At 70.0% G+C, this 14,781-nt stretch carries 16 protein-coding genes; 13 read left to right on the top strand and 3 right to left on the bottom strand.

Features of this window, described 5'->3' with window-relative positions:
• The first annotated feature begins 177 nt into the window (after window positions 1-177).
• The gene (locus ACF1B9_RS08425; RefSeq protein ID WP_391741492.1) at window positions 178-894 is read left to right on the top strand and encodes a DUF4232 domain-containing protein; all 717 of its coding nucleotides are present in this window, start codon (window positions 178-180) and stop codon (window positions 892-894) included.
• 74 nt (window positions 895-968) lie between these two features.
• Here ACF1B9_RS08425 and ACF1B9_RS08430 read toward each other — a convergent pair whose 3' ends face one another.
• Both ACF1B9_RS08430 and ACF1B9_RS08435 read right to left on the bottom strand, forming a co-directional pair.
• Entirely contained in the window at window positions 969-1,538 is a 570-nt protein-coding gene (locus tag ACF1B9_RS08430; RefSeq protein WP_391741490.1) for a flavoprotein, read from the bottom strand.
• Window positions 1,539-1,770: 232 nt separating this feature from the next.
• A complete protein-coding gene (locus tag ACF1B9_RS08435) occupies window positions 1,771-3,099 on the bottom strand; it encodes an arginine deiminase (RefSeq protein ID WP_391741488.1) in 1,329 nt (442 codons plus the stop codon).
• 420 nt (window positions 3,100-3,519) lie between these two features.
• Here ACF1B9_RS08435 and ACF1B9_RS08440 point away from each other — a divergent pair, with 420 nt between their 5' ends.
• Genes ACF1B9_RS08440 through ACF1B9_RS08455 form a run of 4 tightly spaced genes read left to right on the top strand, consistent with a single transcriptional unit; the run spans window position 3,520 to window position 5,802 of the window.
• Window positions 3,520-3,894 (top strand): fluoride efflux transporter FluC, encoded by a 375-nt coding sequence (locus tag ACF1B9_RS08440; RefSeq protein ID WP_391741529.1) that lies wholly within the window; start codon window positions 3,520-3,522, stop codon window positions 3,892-3,894.
• Window positions 3,891-4,250 carry a DUF190 domain-containing protein gene (locus tag ACF1B9_RS08445; protein ID WP_351071696.1) on the top strand — a complete coding sequence of 120 codons (360 nt, stop codon included), beginning with the start codon at window positions 3,891-3,893 and terminating at the stop codon, window positions 4,248-4,250. The genes ACF1B9_RS08440 and ACF1B9_RS08445 overlap by 4 nt, the downstream gene beginning before the upstream one ends.
• A complete protein-coding gene (gene crcB, locus ACF1B9_RS08450; protein ID WP_391741486.1) occupies window positions 4,247-4,621 on the top strand; it encodes a fluoride efflux transporter CrcB in 375 nt (124 codons plus the stop codon). The genes ACF1B9_RS08445 and crcB overlap by 4 nt, the downstream gene beginning before the upstream one ends.
• Window positions 4,622-4,635: 14 nt before the next feature.
• Window positions 4,636-5,802, top strand: a complete 1,167-nt coding sequence (locus ACF1B9_RS08455) for an MFS transporter (RefSeq protein ID WP_391741485.1) — start codon at window positions 4,636-4,638, stop codon at window positions 5,800-5,802.
• 36 nt (window positions 5,803-5,838) lie between these two features.
• On the opposite strand, the gene ACF1B9_RS08460 is transcribed toward ACF1B9_RS08455, so the two are convergent.
• Entirely contained in the window at window positions 5,839-6,333 is a 495-nt protein-coding gene (locus tag ACF1B9_RS08460; protein ID WP_391741484.1) for an inorganic diphosphatase, read from the bottom strand.
• Window positions 6,334-7,199: 866 nt separating this feature from the next.
• Here ACF1B9_RS08460 and ACF1B9_RS08465 point away from each other — a divergent pair.
• From ACF1B9_RS08465 to ACF1B9_RS08500, 8 genes are all read left to right on the top strand, one after another.
• Window positions 7,200-8,432: an ATP-binding protein gene (locus ACF1B9_RS08465; protein WP_391741483.1), complete on the top strand. Its 1,233-nt coding sequence runs from the start codon at window positions 7,200-7,202 to the stop codon at window positions 8,430-8,432.
• Window positions 8,429-8,833 (top strand): roadblock/LC7 domain-containing protein, encoded by a 405-nt coding sequence (locus tag ACF1B9_RS08470; RefSeq protein ID WP_351071720.1) that lies wholly within the window; start codon window positions 8,429-8,431, stop codon window positions 8,831-8,833. The genes ACF1B9_RS08465 and ACF1B9_RS08470 overlap by 4 nt, the downstream gene beginning before the upstream one ends.
• Window positions 8,830-9,204: a DUF742 domain-containing protein gene (locus ACF1B9_RS08475; protein WP_351071722.1), complete on the top strand. Its 375-nt coding sequence runs from the start codon at window positions 8,830-8,832 to the stop codon at window positions 9,202-9,204. The genes ACF1B9_RS08470 and ACF1B9_RS08475 overlap by 4 nt, the downstream gene beginning before the upstream one ends.
• Entirely contained in the window at window positions 9,179-9,769 is a 591-nt protein-coding gene (locus ACF1B9_RS08480) for an ATP/GTP-binding protein (RefSeq protein WP_351071724.1), read from the top strand. Before ACF1B9_RS08475 ends, ACF1B9_RS08480 begins: the two co-directional genes overlap by 26 nt.
• 103 nt (window positions 9,770-9,872) lie before the next feature.
• Window positions 9,873-11,264, top strand: coding sequence for a cytochrome P450 (locus tag ACF1B9_RS08485; protein WP_391741481.1), 1,392 nt, complete (start codon window positions 9,873-9,875; stop codon window positions 11,262-11,264).
• Between the two features lie 328 nt (window positions 11,265-11,592).
• Entirely contained in the window at window positions 11,593-12,723 is a 1,131-nt protein-coding gene (locus tag ACF1B9_RS08490; RefSeq protein ID WP_391741480.1) for a cytochrome P450, read from the top strand.
• A complete protein-coding gene (locus ACF1B9_RS08495) occupies window positions 12,720-13,529 on the top strand; it encodes an enoyl-CoA hydratase/isomerase family protein (RefSeq protein ID WP_391741479.1) in 810 nt (269 codons plus the stop codon). The genes ACF1B9_RS08490 and ACF1B9_RS08495 overlap by 4 nt, the downstream gene beginning before the upstream one ends.
• 569 nt (window positions 13,530-14,098) lie before the next feature.
• A complete protein-coding gene (locus tag ACF1B9_RS08500; protein ID WP_391741478.1) occupies window positions 14,099-14,578 on the top strand; it encodes a CAP domain-containing protein in 480 nt (159 codons plus the stop codon).
• The last annotated feature ends 203 nt before the right edge of the window (window positions 14,579-14,781 follow it).

Here is a 14,781-nt window from a genome sequence, read left to right on the forward strand (position 1 = left end):
ATCCCCCCATGTCCCGTTCACGCATTCCAGGGGCACTGCTTTTCCCCTGCTCAGAGCGCATTCCAGTGTTCCAGTGTTCCTAACCACCCGCTGTCCATGGCGGCCGGGACGGATCACCCCACAAGCTCCAGTCATCCAAGCACCACACCCACCTGAACAACGAAGGGGCATGGCCACATGTCGAGCATCCGGAACTCCCGCACCCGCCTTCTGACCGCCGCCGCGACCGTCGCGCTCGCCGCTCTCTCCCTGACCGCGTGCAGCGACGGAACGGGCGTGCGGGACGAGGGCGCCTCGGCTGATTCCGCCACGAGCGCCTCGCCCTCCGCGCCTGAGCGCGCACCGTCGGCCCCCGCCTCCGGATCCTCCGACCGCGGCTCCTCCTCCGACAACGCGAAGACGGCCACCCTCGCCTCGAAGCCGGCCGCGCACGCCCCCGCCGCGAAGGCCCCCACCTCCTCCGGCAAGATCGTCACCTGCGAGGGCTCCAACACCAAGACCGTCGCAGCCCCGCTGAACCGTCCTGTCAACCACATGCTCCTCACCGTCACCAACACCGGCAGCAACACCTGCTTCCTGTACCGCTACCCGGCCGTACGCTTCGGCGAGGCCCAGTCGGTGCCGCCGGTCATCGAGGACTCCCAGCCGCAGGCCGTCGTCACGCTGAAGCCGGGCGAATCCGGCTATGCCTCCGTGAATCTGTCCGCCACCGACGGCAGCGGCTCCAACGGCCACACGGAGAAGTCCTTGGTCGTCTACTTCCACGGCCGCTCCGGCAATGAGAGCGTCGGTGCGGGCGCCCACCCCGCACTGCCCGCCAAGGGCGTCTACGTCGACGACTCGCTCAAGGTCACGTACTGGCAGCAGTCGATGGACGACGCCATCAACTGGTGATCTCCCGAACGCCCGTTGCTCCGGCCGCCCGGCCGGAGCAACGGGCGCAGCCGCCACGAGCCCGGAGGCGCTGATCAGGCCGGGCGGGACAGCTCGGGAGCGAGCAGTTCCAGCGCCTCCTCCCAGCGGAAGCGGTCGGCCCCGCCGTCGGCCCCGCCGTCGGCCCCGGGCCGGTGCGGTTCGTGCGACCCGATCAGGACGCCCATCCCACGCAGCCGGTCCAGGCTCGACCGGTACGCCGGATGGGCCGCCTGCGCCGAGTTCAGGTACGGGAGGACGGCGGTCGGGATGCCGAAGCCGTACGCCTCGCACAGGATGCCCAGGGCCAGGGTGTCGGAGCTGCCCGCCGCCCACTTGTTGATCGTGTTGAAGGTGCCCGGGGCAACGGCGATGGCATCGGGAGCCGGCAGCGGGCGAGGGTCGCCCGGTGAGCGCCAGGCCGAGCGAATCGGGTATCCGGTCCGGGCCTCGACGGCCTTCGCGTCGATGAAGCCGAGGCCCTGCGGGGTGGCGACGACTCCGACGTCCCAGTTCGCTTCCTGGGCCGCCGTGATCAACCTGCCGACGTCTCCGGCGATTCCGGCCGCGCACACGACGACGTACAGGAAGGGCTTCTCGGTCTGCTGGTCGGGCTGATCGCTCACGCGGGGCTCCCGGTCGAGGGCTGAAGTGATGCGGTTCAGGCAGCGTACGGCGGCGGTCGCGGGCAGCCGTGTCGGAGCGTCCTGTCGGCCGGGGCGCGGCCGGACGCGGTGATCGGACCTGGCGCTGCCACGGTGTCGGGAGCGCGCCGGTCAGGCCAGGACGACGGGCTTGCCGCTCAGTACGGCCATCCCCGGCCCGGCGGGCGGGGCCGGGGGGCGGGGGGCGGGGGCGTCAGAAGGCCACCGCGTCCCGGATCAGGGGGCACGTCATGCAGTGGCCGCCGCCCCGGCCACGGCCGAGTTCGGCGCCGACGACGGTGATGACCTCGACCCCGGCCCGGCGCAGGAGGGTGTTGGTCTGGGTGTTGCGGTCGTACGTGAAGACGACGCCAGGTTCCACGGCCACGGCGTTGTTGCCGCTTTCCCACTGCCGGCGCTCCGAGGCGTACACATCGCCGCCGGTCTCGATCACCCTGAGCTCGGACAAGCCGAGCGCCTTGGCGACCACGTCGACGAACGGTGTCGTGCCCTCGTCGGTGATCTCGATCCCGGGGGCCCTGTCACCGGGCCTCAGGGAGAAGGTGTGGACCTCGTCCATGATCTTCGGGTAAAGGGTGACGAGGTCGCGGTCGGCGAACGTGAAGACGGTGTCGAGGTGCATGGCGGAGCGCAGTCTGGGCATGCCCGCCACGATCACGTGCTCGGCGGCGCCGTTCCTGAACAGGGCGTTCGCGACCTGGGTGATGGCCTGGCGTGAGGTGCGTTCGCTCATGCCCATGAGCACGACGCCCTTGCCGACCGGCATGATGTCGCCGCCCTCGAAGGTCGCCTGGCCCCAGTCCCGTTCCGGATCGCCCCACCACACCGTGGAGCCCTTGAAGTCGGGGTGGAAGGTGTAGACCGCCTTCATCAGCAGGGTCTCGTCGTGGCGGGCGGGCCAGTACAGGGGGTTCATCGTCAGTCCGCCGTAGAGCCAGCAGGTGGTGTCACGGGTGTAGAGGGTGTTGGGCAGCGGGGGCATCAGATATTCGCGGACGCCGGCGGACTCGCGGGCCAGGGCCACGTAAGGGGAGCGGAAGTCGTCGGGCAGGTCGGCGGTGGCCAGGCCGCCGATCAGGAACTCGGCGAGCCGGCGGGGCGGGAGCGTTTCCAGGAAGGCCCTGGTGTCGTCCTGGAGGCCGATGCCGGCCTCGTTCGCGGTGATCTTGCGGTCGAGGAGCCAGTTCCTCGCCTCCGCGACGGCCATCGTCTCGGCGAGCAGGTCGTGCAGTTCGAGGACCTCGACCCCGCGCAGGCGGAGTTTGTTCACGAAGTCAGCGTGGTCGCGCTGGGCGTTCTCCACCCACATCACGTCGTCGAAGAGCAGGTCGTCGGAGTTGGTGGGGGTGAGCCGACGGTGTGCGAGGCCGGGTGCGCAGACCAGCACCTTGCGCAGTTTCCCGACCTCGGAGTGGACGCCGAGGGCCGCCCCGGTGGTGTCGATGCTCGTCACGGTGTGCCTTTCGGTCGGACGGGGTCGGGGCGCGTCCTCGCGTTCCTCGTCGATGCGTCCCGGTGTCATGCACAGCCCCGCAGACTCCCTCGCCCGACTCAGGGAGAACCTAACGTCATTTTTATCCGTTTGCCCGATATGCCCCTTCGCGGTTCGCTCCGGATGCGCCCGCGCCGGCCGCGGTGGGCGGGGCGCTGTCGGCGGCGCTAGCCTGGGGGAGCAGCGGCCGGTGAGGGCTGCTGTACGGCGGTGGGGCCCGCCGTACTCGAACCGCGGGGCGCGTGCGCGCGTGCCGCCAACGGTCCCTGCTTGCGATGGAGCGCGCCCGTGCGCGGGCGCCCGGCAGGTAGGAGACGTATGCCCAGGCAGGCCCAGTCATGCCGCGTGCCCCCGGCAGCGGTGACGGAGCGCGGCGGCGATCCGCCTGCCGGGCGGAGTGCGCCCGGCAGGCGCGTCAGGCTCTCCCGGCGGCAGTGGCCGGTCCTCGCCATGGTCTCCCTCGGTGGCACGATCGGGGCGTCGGCCCGGTACGGGGCATCCCTCCTGTGGCCCACCGCTCCGGGCGGTTTCCCGTGGACGACGCTGACCGTGAATGTCGTCGGATGCGCGGTGATCGGCGTGTTCATGGTGGTGATCGGCGACGTATGGGCGGCACACCGACTGGTCAGACCCTTCTTCGGTACGGGGGTGCTGGGCGGATTCACCACGTTCTCCACCTACGCGGTGGACATCGAACGCCTCGTCGCCCACGGCCGGCCCGGCCCGGGCCTGGCCTATCTGGGACTGACACTGTTCGCCGCCCTCGCGGCGGTGTGGAGCGCGGTGTGGGCCACCCGCCGCGTACTGGCGTGGAGGCAACCATGACAGGACGGACGAACACGGTCCCGGCCCTGCGACTGACGGTCCTCGTCAGCGAGACCGACGGCTGGCACCACAGGCCCGTGTACACGGAGATCGTGCACCGGGCACACCGGGCGGGGCTCTCCGGTGCGAGCGTCTTCCGCGGAATCGAGGGGTTCGGCACCTCGTCGATGATCCACACCCAACGGCTGCTCTCACTCAGCGAAGACCTGCCGGTGGCCGTCGTGATCGTCGATGCCGAGGAGAGGATCCGCGCGTTCCTGCCGCTCGTCGAGGAGCTGCTCACGGACGGCGGCCTCGCCGTCCTGGACCACTGCGAGACGGTCCGACACGACGACGACCGGGAGCAGAACCCGTGAACTGGCTCCTGGTGATCGTCGGGGCCGCGGTCGGCGCCCCGCTGCGCTATCTGACCGACCGAGCGGTCCAGTCCCGGCACGACACCGTCTTCCCCTGGGGCACCCTCGCCGTCAACGTGAGCGGGTCGCTCGTCCTCGGGCTGCTGGCCGGCGCAGCCACCGCCGGGGCCGCCGCCTCCCACCTGCAGCTCCTGCTCGGCACCGGCCTGTGCGGAGCGCTCACCACCTACTCCACCTTCAGCTACGAAACGCTGCGGCTGGCCGAGGACGGCGCCAGGTTCTACGCCGCCGCCAACATCCTCGCGAGCGTCGTGGCCGGACTCGGCGCCGCGTTCGCCGGAGTCTCGCTCGCCCCGGCCCTGTGGGCATAGTGCACCGGCCGACGATGCGCCCCTGGCGATTCGTGGTCTGGTTCGGAACCATCAGCCTGCTCGCCGACTTCGTCTACGAAGGGGCGCGTTCGATCACGGGTCCCCTGCTGGCCTCGCTGGGGGCCTCGGCCCTGGTGGTCGGTGTCGTCACGGGTGCGGGTGAGGCGGCGGCGCTGATCCTGCGGCTGGTCTCGGGGCCGCTGGCGGACCGCACGGGCCGGTTCTGGGGCTGGACGATCGCCGGGTACGCGCTGACGGTCGTCAGCGTGCCGGTGCTGGGCCTGACGGGGGTGCTCTGGGTCGCCTGCTCCCTGGTCATCGCCGAACGGGTCGGCAAGGCCGTCCGCTCCCCCGCCAAGGACACGCTCCTGTCGTACGCCACCGCGGTGACGGGCCGGGGACGGGGCTTCGCCGTGCACCAGGCGATGGACCAGATCGGCGCGCTGATCGGCCCGCTGACCGTCGCCGGTGTGCTGGCCCTGACGGGCGGCGACTACGCACCGGCGCTCGGCGTCCTTGCCCTGCCGGGCGTGGCGGTGCTGGCCCTGCTGGTCCGGCTCAGGCACCAGGTCCCGCAACCTGCGGTCTACGAAAGCGCGGCAATGGAGGCTGCGGCCGGTACGCAGACCGCCTCCGGGCGGTTGCCGGCCGCGTTCTGGCGGTACGCCGCGTTCACGGCCGTCACGACCTCGGGCTTCGCCACCTACGGTGTGCTGTCCTTCCACCTCGTCACGCACGGGATGCTCGCCACGGCCTGGGTTCCGGTGCTGTACGCCGGTGCCATGGCCATGGACGCGCTGGCGGCGCTGGCCACCGGGTGGGCCTACGACCGGATCGGGCCCCGGGTGCTGGCCGTGCTGCCGCTGCTGGCGGCTTCGGTGCCCGTGCTGGCCTTCGGCGGCAGCCTCGCCGTCGCGGTGATCGGCTCACTGGCGTGGGGGGCTGCGATGGGCATCCAGGAGTCCACGCTGCAGGCCACCGTCGCCGACCTCGTCCCGCCGGGGCGGCGGGCGACCGCCTACGGGGTCTTCGCGGGGGTCATCGGCGCCGCGACCCTGGCCGGTGGCGCGCTCGTCGGCGGTCTCTACGGCTACTCGGTCCCGGTGCTCGTCGTGGTGGTCGTGGTGATCCAGGCCGCCGCTCTGGTGTTGCTGTCCGGCACCCGTGCGCACCGCGGCTGAACCCGCCGGGGCCGCGGAACAGGGCGTCTGCGCGGCTCAGCCGCCGCCCGAGGACCCGGCGGCCCGCTTCCGGGCGGCTTCGATCTCCGCGTACGCCATGTCGCGTCCCTCCCAGTGCGATCCCTCCACCGACTTGCCGGGCTCCAGGTCCTTGTAGACCTCGAAGAAGTGGGTGATCTCCAGCAGGTCGAAGCTGGACACGTCGCCGATGTCCCGCAGGTCGGCGTGGCGGGGGTCGTGCGCGGGAACGCAGAGGACCTTCTCGTCGGGGCCCTTCTCGTCGCGCATCACGAACATGCCGATGGCCCGGCACTGGATCGTGCAGCCGGGGAAGGTGCGCTCACCCACCAGCACCAGGGCGTCCAGGGGGTCACCGTCCCGGCCGAGCGTGTGGTCGACGTAGCCGTAGTCGGCGGGATAGCGGGTGGCCGTGAACAGCATCCGGTCCAGCCGGATGCGCCCGGCCTCGTGGTCCATCTCGTACTTGTTGCGGGATCCCTGGGGGATCTCCACGATCACGTCGAATTCCACGGCAACGGCCTCCAAGCGGCAGGCGGGCACGGTGTCGTCACGCGCACGGCCAGGGACCGTCGGCGGAAGGTGTCCGCGGTTGCGGTGAGCCCCATCACCGGCACGCCGGGGCGCGCACTCCCAGTCTGCATTCTCACGCGGACGCCGCCAGCGCTCACCGCGGTCGTGCGCCCAGGGGAGGTACCCGGTACCCGCTGTGCGTGACGTGACGGCCGCCCCGTGTGTCACGTACTCCGGGCACCACCGTCCCGCGGCCGGGCCCCGCACGGGGGAAACATCCGGCTTTGTCGCCACCTCGCCTTGCTGTCAGGCAGGTTGATGAGGTGCCCTCCTCGGCGCGACACCGGGAGCTCCGGCCCTCGACCACGGATAGATCGGCATGCACACGACAGGAGGAAGCGCGACAGGAGCCTTGGCCGGGAGCGAGCGACCCGCGAACCCGTCACGCGGGCGCGGCGCATGCGTCGTCCACCGACGCGTATGCCCCGGCGGTGACCAGGAGGGTCACACATTCATATACGCACCGGGTACGCATTCTTGACCGTTCGTCACCTATGTCCACCAAAAAGACCCAGGTCAGCCCGGTGCTGGACGGCCAACTCCGTCCCTGGATGTGAACATTCCGCGTCAAGAGTGCAACTGGCGTGTCGGTCTTGACATTTACCCGAGAGGCCGATGCTAAGATCATCTTACTTCCAGTGGGCTGATGGCGTATGGGGGCATTCCGGGAGGGATGAATTCCTCGGCCCCGCTTTCGGAGGGGCCTTCCCTGCGTGGCACAAGTCGCGACTAGACCAGTCCGGCCGGTGCGGCTCATGAGGGAGCGTCAAGCCGTTTCCATAGCCATGGCACTTGAAGTGAGTCTCATGACATTTGCACAGGGCCCTCTCTTCTGGGCGCTGGTTGTCGTAGCACTGGTCGCTGTCGGTGCCGTCCTGCGGGCTCGCAAGACCAACATCGGGCTGCGCAGACAGAACACCGGCCTACGGGGCGAGCGTGACGCGCTGCAACGGCAGCGGGACGAGCTCCACGTAGCCCACAACGGTCTGCTGCACCGGCAGGCCGCCGAGATGAATGAGGTCCGCAAGGACGCCGAAGAGGAGACCAAGGCCGTCCTCAAGGCGGCCGTGCGTACCCTTCAGGGGCTCGCGGACGAGCAGCAGGTGGTCGTCGAGAACGCCCAGAAGAAGTACGGCGACGACCCCAACATGCTCGCCGACCTGATGGCCATCGACCACGCCAACAGCCAGTTCGGCCGCCGCGCGCAGGGCATCGCGGTGCTGTGCGGCGGCTGGCTCGGGCGCAGGGAGACCGTCGCCTCGGTCTTCGACGTGGCCCGTAGCGCGCAGGGCCGTATCCGCCAGTTCGACCGCGTCCGGGTCAATGGACAGGTCAACTTCTCGGTCGTCAGCAAGGCCGTGGAACCGGTCGCGGTGGTCCTCGCCGAACTGCTGGCCAACGCCACCAACTACTCGGCCCCCGGCACGCCGGTGGAGATCAACATCCAGGCCGTCCCGAAGGGCGTCTGCCTCATCATCGACGACGCGGGCCTCGGCATGGGCCAGGAGGAGAAGGACCGCGCGGCGGCCCTCCTCGCGCCCCAGGCCGCCATCAGCGTCTCCAGCCTGGGCATTCCCCCACAGTTCGGATTCGCCGTCTCCGGTGTACTGGCCGCCCGCTACGGGTTCAAGGTCTCGGTGGACTCGGTATCCCCTTATGGAGGCGTACGCGCGGTGGTTCTCCTGCCCGACGAGCTTCTCACCGGCGATGCGCCCACGCCCCCGGTGGCCGCCGCGGCGCCCGTCCACCATGACGCGGAGGTGTCGGCGCTCCCCCGCCGCCAGGTGAGCGCGCCGCCGCCGACCCCGCTGTTCCCGCCGGCGGCACAGCCGGTCTCCGCCCCGCAGCCCACGGGGTCCTTCACCACCGCCGGTGGCCTGCCCAAGCGTCGTCGCAAGAGCCCGGTTTCAGTGGTGCCGTCGACCGACCCCGGGCCGGTGCGCAGCAACGAGGAAACCGCCTCCCGCCTGGGCGCGTTCCAGCGCGGAACACGGTCCGGACGTGACACGACGACGATGGAAGGACCCGAGATCCAGTGAACCCCGATCTGACCTGGGTGCTCAACGATGTGCTCCAGGTACCCGGCGCTCGGCACGCGATCCTCGTCTCCGCCGACGGCCTGCTGCTGGCCAACTCCAGTGAGATCGGCCGGGACGACGCGGAGACCGTGGCGGCGGCGATGAGTTCCATGCAGTCGCTGAGCCGGGCCGTCGCGCCCTTCATCGGGGCCCAGACCCCCGGTCGCTGGCGTCAGACGCTCCTTGAGTACGAGCACGGCTGGATCTTCCTGATCGCCGCGGGCACCGGCGCCTATCTGGCGGCGGCCGCCGCGGCCGACGTGGACATGGAGGCCATGTCCTTCCGTATGCAGCAGCAGGTCACCGCGCTGGGGAAGGCGATGACCACGCCTCCCCGCCACAACGTCGGAAGCGACGCATGACGGCGCCGGGCGAGGAGCAGTCCGTCAGCAGCGGGTTCGTCCGGTCGTACGTCATCACCGGCGGACGCGGGCTGCCCGACGCGGAGGGCCTGTCCCTCGTCACTCTGGTCACCATCGCACCCGGCCGGCAGCAGCCCCCCAACCCGAGCCCCGAGGTCCGGGCGATCTGGAAGCTGTGTTCCGGCGGCTATCTGTCGGTGGCCGAGGTCGCGGGCCATCTGGAACTGCCCGTCGGAGTGGCGCGGCTGCTGCTGAACGATTTAGCGGAACAGGGTCATCTGATGCGCCGCAAGGCGCCACCGCCGGCTCAGCTCGTTGACAGGAAGATCCTCGAAGAGGTGTTGCATGGACTCCACGTCCGGTTCGGCTGAGAACATCTATGTGTCGGACGCGGTACAGCGTGCGGCGAAGATCCTCGTCGTCGGACACTTCGCCGTGGGCAAGACGACGCTCATCGGCACCCTCTCCGAGATCACACCGCTGCGCACCGAGGAGAGGATGACGCAGGCCAGCGCCCACGTCGACGACCTGCGGGGCGCACCCGACAAGGTCACCACGACGGTCGCGCTGGACTTCGGCCGTCTGACGCTGAGCGACGAGCTGGTGCTGTACCTGTTCGGTACGCCGGGCCAGCAGCGTTTCGTCGAGCTGTGGGAGGACATGGCCCGGGGTTCGCTCGGCGCGCTGCTCCTCGTCGACCCGGCCCGTCTCGCCGACACCTTCCCGGTGATCGACCTGGTCGAGACGTACGGGCTGGAGTACGCCGTCGCGGTCAACAGTTTCGACCCGTACTCCCGGCATGCCGAGGAGGAGTTGCGCGAGGCCCTCGACCTGCTGCCGGACACCCCGGTCGTCTACTGCGACGCCCGGGACGAGAACTCGTCCGCGCAGGCCCTGATCACCCTGGTCCAGCACCTTCTCGCCCGGGTGGCCTGACCTCCGCTCCGTGTACGCCGTCCGCCGGAACGGGTGACCCGAGCCCCGTCTTCCGTCCACCGTCCGGGCCCACGAGGCCCGCGATCACACCTAGGAATCACACATGGACTCTCAGCCGGGAGCCACCCCGTACAGCGCCCCCACCGGGTGCCCGATGCACGGCGAGCGGCAGAAGTCGCTCTACGGGCCGGAGTTCGCGTCCGATCCGCAGCGTGTGTACAACGAGTTCCGGGCGCACGGGCTCGCCGCTCCGATCGAGCTGGCTCCCGGGGTGGACGCCACTTTGATCGTGCAGCACGAGGCCGCGCTCCGGGTTCTGCAGAACCCCTCCTTCTTCGCCCGTGACTCCAGGCGGTGGGCGGCGCTGCGGGAGGGCCGCGTACCGCTGGACAGCCCGGTGCTGCCGATGATGGCGTACCGGCCCAACTGCCTGTTCACGGACGGCACCGAGCATCTGCGGCTGCGCAAGGCGGTCACCGAGAGCCTCGGCCGGCTCAACACCAACCGGCTCAGCCGGGACGTCGAGCGCATCGCCGACTACCTCATCGACCAGTTCATCGAGCGCGGCAGCGCCGACCTGCTGGGCGACTACGCCAAGCTCCTGCCGCTGCTGCTGTTCAACCAGCTCTTCGGCTGCCCCGGTGACATCGGTGACCGGCTGACCCGCTCGATGTCCGCGATCTTCGACGGCGAGGACGTGCTGCGAGCCAACGCCGAGCTGACGGAGTGCCTGATGGAGCTCGTCGCGCTCAAGCGGCGCCAGCCCGGTGAGGACATCACCTCCTGGCTCATCCAGCACCCGGCCGGGCTGCGGGACGAGGAGCTCAAGGACCAGCTCGTCATGCTGATGGGCGCGGGCATCGAGCCGGAACGCAACCTCATCGCCAACGCACTGCTCCTCCTGCTGTCCGACGACGCCGGGAACCCGCACCGGCGGGGTACGGGAATGCTGGTCGAGGACGCCCTCGACGACGTGCTGTGGAACAACCCGCCGATCGCCAACTACGCGACGCACTACCCGGTCCAGGACGTCGACCTGGGCGGTGTGACGCTGAAGGCGGAGACCCCTGTACTGATCAGCTTCGCCGCCGCGAACAGCGACCCCGCGCTCACCGACGCCCGTCAGACCCTGAGCAAGGGCGCCCACCTCGCCTGGGGCGCGGGTCCGCACGTCTGCCCGGCGAAGTCCCCCGCGCAGCTCATCGCCCTCACCGCGATCGAGAAGATCCTCAACTCGGTGCCGGACCTCGCCCTCGCCATCCCGTCCTCGGCGGTCGAATGGCGGCCGGGTCCGTTCCACCGGGCCATGGTGTCCCTGCCGGTCCGGTTCAGCCCGAGTGCGCCGCGCCATGCTGCGAAGGCCGCGACGCAGTCGCCCGTCTCGTCCCGGATCACCCCTGCCGAAGAGCTTCCCGCCGCGCGCTACGACCAGGTGGAGTCGCCGAAGAAGGCGAAGGGCTGGTGGAGTTCCTTCCTGGACGTCTTCCGGGTATGACGCCGTCCGACGCCATGGGACAGGGCCGGTCCATACGCCTACCCGGCCCTGTTCACCACCCGGCTTGAGCGGCGTCCGGCACATGACAAGGGGTCAGCAGGGCATTTCTCTGTGACAGGAGCAACAGGGATCGACGCTTGGCGGACATATGCGGAGGGGTAAGTTCTGGCCGTAACCATGAGCCCAGGGCAAGGAACTCTGCGTGAGCGCTATATGTGGCACAGACCGGCCCGCCGTCGACCGCCGTGCCCTCATCTCCCTTCTACGACGTCTCAAATCGCCGGAAGGGCAGGCCGATCCCTACGGTCTCCTGGGTGAGATGAGAGCCATGGGAGACGTCGTGCGGGCTCCCTGGGACGCGTACTTCGTCACCGGGTTCGACGCGTGCAGCGAAGTGCTCCGCGGTCGCAACTGGCTGGCACCGGACTTCGCCTGGCAGGAGCGCCAGGAGGACACCGAGCGCTGGGAAGCGGTCGCCACCCAGGAGATGACCAAGACGCTCTCCCGCCTCAACGCGCCCGAGCACACCTGCCAGCGCCGCAGCCTCGGCAACCTCTTCGACCGTTCGACCATCGAGCGGCTGACCCCGCAGGTCGAGGAGCACGTCACCCGTCTCCTCGACGATCTGGCCGGCAAACTGCGCCGGGGCGAGGCCGACTTCGTCGGTACGGTCAGCGAACAGCTTCCGATCAGCACCATCGGCTCCTGGCTGGGGATCCCGCCCGAGGACTACGCCCACATCCTGGAGATCACCCACAACCAGGTGCACGCCCAGGAGCTGCTGCCCACCAAGAGCCAGCTCGCCGTGTCCGCCGAGGCGACCCTGCATCTACGCGCGTACTTCACCGAACTCGTGAAGCAGCGCCGCGCGAACCCCGGCAACGATGTCCTGACCGGCTGGATCCACACCTGGGACGCGAAGGAGCCCGACCGCGAGGCGGCGGACGAGATCCTTTACCGTCTCACCATGTTCGTCACCATCGCCTCGCTGGAGACCACCGCGACACTGCTGTCGACCATGGTGGATCTCCTGCAGAGGGAGCCCGGCCGGTGGGCGTGGCTCGCGGAGAACCCGGGTTACATCGACGCCGCAGTCGACGAGGTCCTCCGGTACGACCCGCCCATCGGGATCAACACCCGGATCGCGGCCGACGACACGGTCCTGGCGGGTGTGCCGATCGCGAAGGACAGCATGGTCCACGTCATGTACGGGGCCGCCAACCACGACCCGCGGCGCAATGAGAACCCGGACGCCTTCGACATCTCGCGCACCGGCACCCACCTCACCTTCGGCGGCGGAGTGCACTACTGCCTGGGCGCGGCCCTCGCCCGCCTGGAGGCCCGTACGCTCCTCACCCAGCTCCTGAAACGTTTCCCCACCCTGCGCACCGTCACACCGGCCAGTTACGCGTCCCGCCTGGTCTTCAGGCGCGTGACCTCGATGAGCGTGGCGATATGAAGCTCTCCCTGCCCGACTACCTCTCCCCCTACCGGCGACCGGGCACGGTGCGCACCGAACGCGAGGGCCCCGTCCTGCGGGTGGAGCTGAACTGCCCCGCCACCGGCAACGCTGTCACCGAGGCGATGCTGGACGATCTGCTGGCGGTCCTGGCCGTCCCGGACCCCGATGTCCGGGTGCTGGTGCTCAGCGGTGCCGGCGACGACTTCTGCCTGGGCGGTGACCGCGGCGAGTTCGCCGACTGGCTCGACGACGACCCCACCGGGCGGGGCATCCGGATCGCGGGCGACAAGGCCCGCCGCGTCTGTGAGGCCATCTCCACCAGCCAGGCCGTCACCATCGCCAGGATCCAGGGCAAGGCGATCGGCGCGGGACTCGCGCTGGCACTCGCCTGCGATCTGCGCGTCGGCGCGGACACCGCCGGATTCCGGCTGCCGGAGCTGGCGCTCGGGCTGCCCACCGCGTGGGGCGGCGTGCTGCCCCGTCTGATTCATGAGGTCGGCGCCGCCCGCGCGCGCGAACTCATCCTGACCGGACGTGCCTTCGACGCCGCGGAGGCGTACGAACTGTCCGTCCTCCAGCGCATCGTGCCCGAGGACTCCCTCGACGCGGCGGTCACCGCGTGGGCCAAGCCCATCGTGCGCCGCCCGGAGGCCGCCCTGCGCGTCACGAAGGCGCTGCTCAACTCCTACGCCGCCCCGACCCGGCTGGCCGATCCGTCCGTCCTGGACGCGGAGCTGATGGCCACCGTCGCCGCCGCGACCCGCCGCAGCCGCGACGCCGGAGGGGCCGGGACGGTGCGTTAAGGCCCTTCGCCTCGGTCAAGCCCGGCCCGATCCGGTCAAGCCCGGCCTGATTCGAACGAGAGACCCCAGAGGTCCCTGAAGCTCACGAGCCCCGCTCTCCCCGCCGTTCCCCCGCACCTGGACGCTGGGCTCGCCCAGGAAGACATGGGCACCCCTTCCGCTTCAGGAGCGTGGCGCATTGCTCCACCGGTGTCACGTTGTCGCGCGACGGGTGTGGACGAACGGCTCGGCTTCCTCGGGAGAAATAGTCTGCGGGGCGGGGGCCTGGGCGGTCGATCATCCCGCGTGCGTGCGTCAACGGGATCCACTCGATCCGGTCGGACTCGTTCTCAAGTGCGGGACCGCCGGAGGCGGGAAGGGGTCCGGAGGCGGGGTACGCGGGGGCGTCGACGGGTCCGGCGCTTCCCGCAGCACACTCCTGCAGCCGTTCCCAGGGAACACCGACTGTCGGGTTTCGCATACCGAGTGAGGTCACACACATTGAGGTCACACACATGAGGAAGCACCGCGGTAAGACGTCCCGCCGATGGATGGCCGTTGCTGTCATCGCTTTCGGAACCGTGGGAGCCGTGGGGACCACGGGAGTCGCGGGGACAGCGGAAGCCGCAGACGTGCCCTTCGCCGCCACCACGACCGTCTTCGGCGCACATGAGAAGGAGACCGCCCGCCTGCTGACACTGATGAACAGCGTTCGCCACGCGGTTGGTTGCCCGTCTTTGACGACGAACACGAAACTCACGAAGTCCGCCCGGGAGCACAGCGCGGACATGGCTTCCCACCAGAACATGTCCCACACCGGCTCCGACGGCTCCGCCCCGAGCGACCGGATCGCGGACGCCGGATACGAGCGGAGCGCGTACGGCGAGAACGTCGCCCACGGCTACACCACCCCGGAGAGCGTCATGGCCGGCTGGATGAGCAGCCCCGGCCACCGGCGCAACATCCTCGACTGCTCGTTCAAGGAAATCGGTCTGGGCCTCGCGCAGCCCGGCAACTACTGGACGCAGGACTTCGGACGGCCCCGCGCTCAAACGAAGTACGGAAGGTAGGGGGGCGCACCGGCTCCATCTCCCGCCACGCGAACGGAACTTCGCACCCCGTCGCACGTCGCGCAGCTCCCGCGACGCGCCCCCGCCGTCCTGTTCCAGGGGTACGGCAGAGGGCCCGCGTACGGCAGCGGTAGTACGTGCGACTCCATGCAGGCGGACGACGACGATGACGCCCCTGTTCACGAAGGATCGAGGCAATCCTC

Source organism: Streptomyces sp. NPDC014727 (assembly GCF_043083485.1).
GTDB lineage: Bacteria > Actinomycetota > Actinomycetes > Streptomycetales > Streptomycetaceae > Streptomyces.

What these genes read in the sequence shown, in the direction of transcription:
- ACF1B9_RS08425 (WP_391741492.1), top strand. Translation starts at nt 178, where the DNA reads ATGTCGAGCATCCGGAACTCCCGCACCCGCCTTCTGACCGCCGCCGCG.
- ACF1B9_RS08435 (WP_391741488.1), bottom strand. Translation starts at nt 3,099, where the DNA reads ATGACACCGGGACGCATCGACGAGGAACGCGAGGACGCGCCCCGACCC.
- ACF1B9_RS08440 (WP_391741529.1), top strand. Translation starts at nt 3,520, where the DNA reads ATGGTCTCCCTCGGTGGCACGATCGGGGCGTCGGCCCGGTACGGGGCA.
- ACF1B9_RS08445 (WP_351071696.1), top strand. Translation starts at nt 3,891, where the DNA reads ATGACAGGACGGACGAACACGGTCCCGGCCCTGCGACTGACGGTCCTC.
- ACF1B9_RS08455 (WP_391741485.1), top strand. Translation starts at nt 4,636, where the DNA reads ATGCGCCCCTGGCGATTCGTGGTCTGGTTCGGAACCATCAGCCTGCTC.
- ACF1B9_RS08465 (WP_391741483.1), top strand. Translation starts at nt 7,200, where the DNA reads ATGACATTTGCACAGGGCCCTCTCTTCTGGGCGCTGGTTGTCGTAGCA.
- ACF1B9_RS08475 (WP_351071722.1), top strand. Translation starts at nt 8,830, where the DNA reads ATGACGGCGCCGGGCGAGGAGCAGTCCGTCAGCAGCGGGTTCGTCCGG.
- ACF1B9_RS08480 (WP_351071724.1), top strand. Translation starts at nt 9,179, where the DNA reads ATGGACTCCACGTCCGGTTCGGCTGAGAACATCTATGTGTCGGACGCG.
- ACF1B9_RS08485 (WP_391741481.1), top strand. Translation starts at nt 9,873, where the DNA reads ATGGACTCTCAGCCGGGAGCCACCCCGTACAGCGCCCCCACCGGGTGC.
- ACF1B9_RS08490 (WP_391741480.1), top strand. Translation starts at nt 11,593, where the DNA reads ATGGGAGACGTCGTGCGGGCTCCCTGGGACGCGTACTTCGTCACCGGG.
- ACF1B9_RS08495 (WP_391741479.1), top strand. Translation starts at nt 12,720, where the DNA reads ATGAAGCTCTCCCTGCCCGACTACCTCTCCCCCTACCGGCGACCGGGC.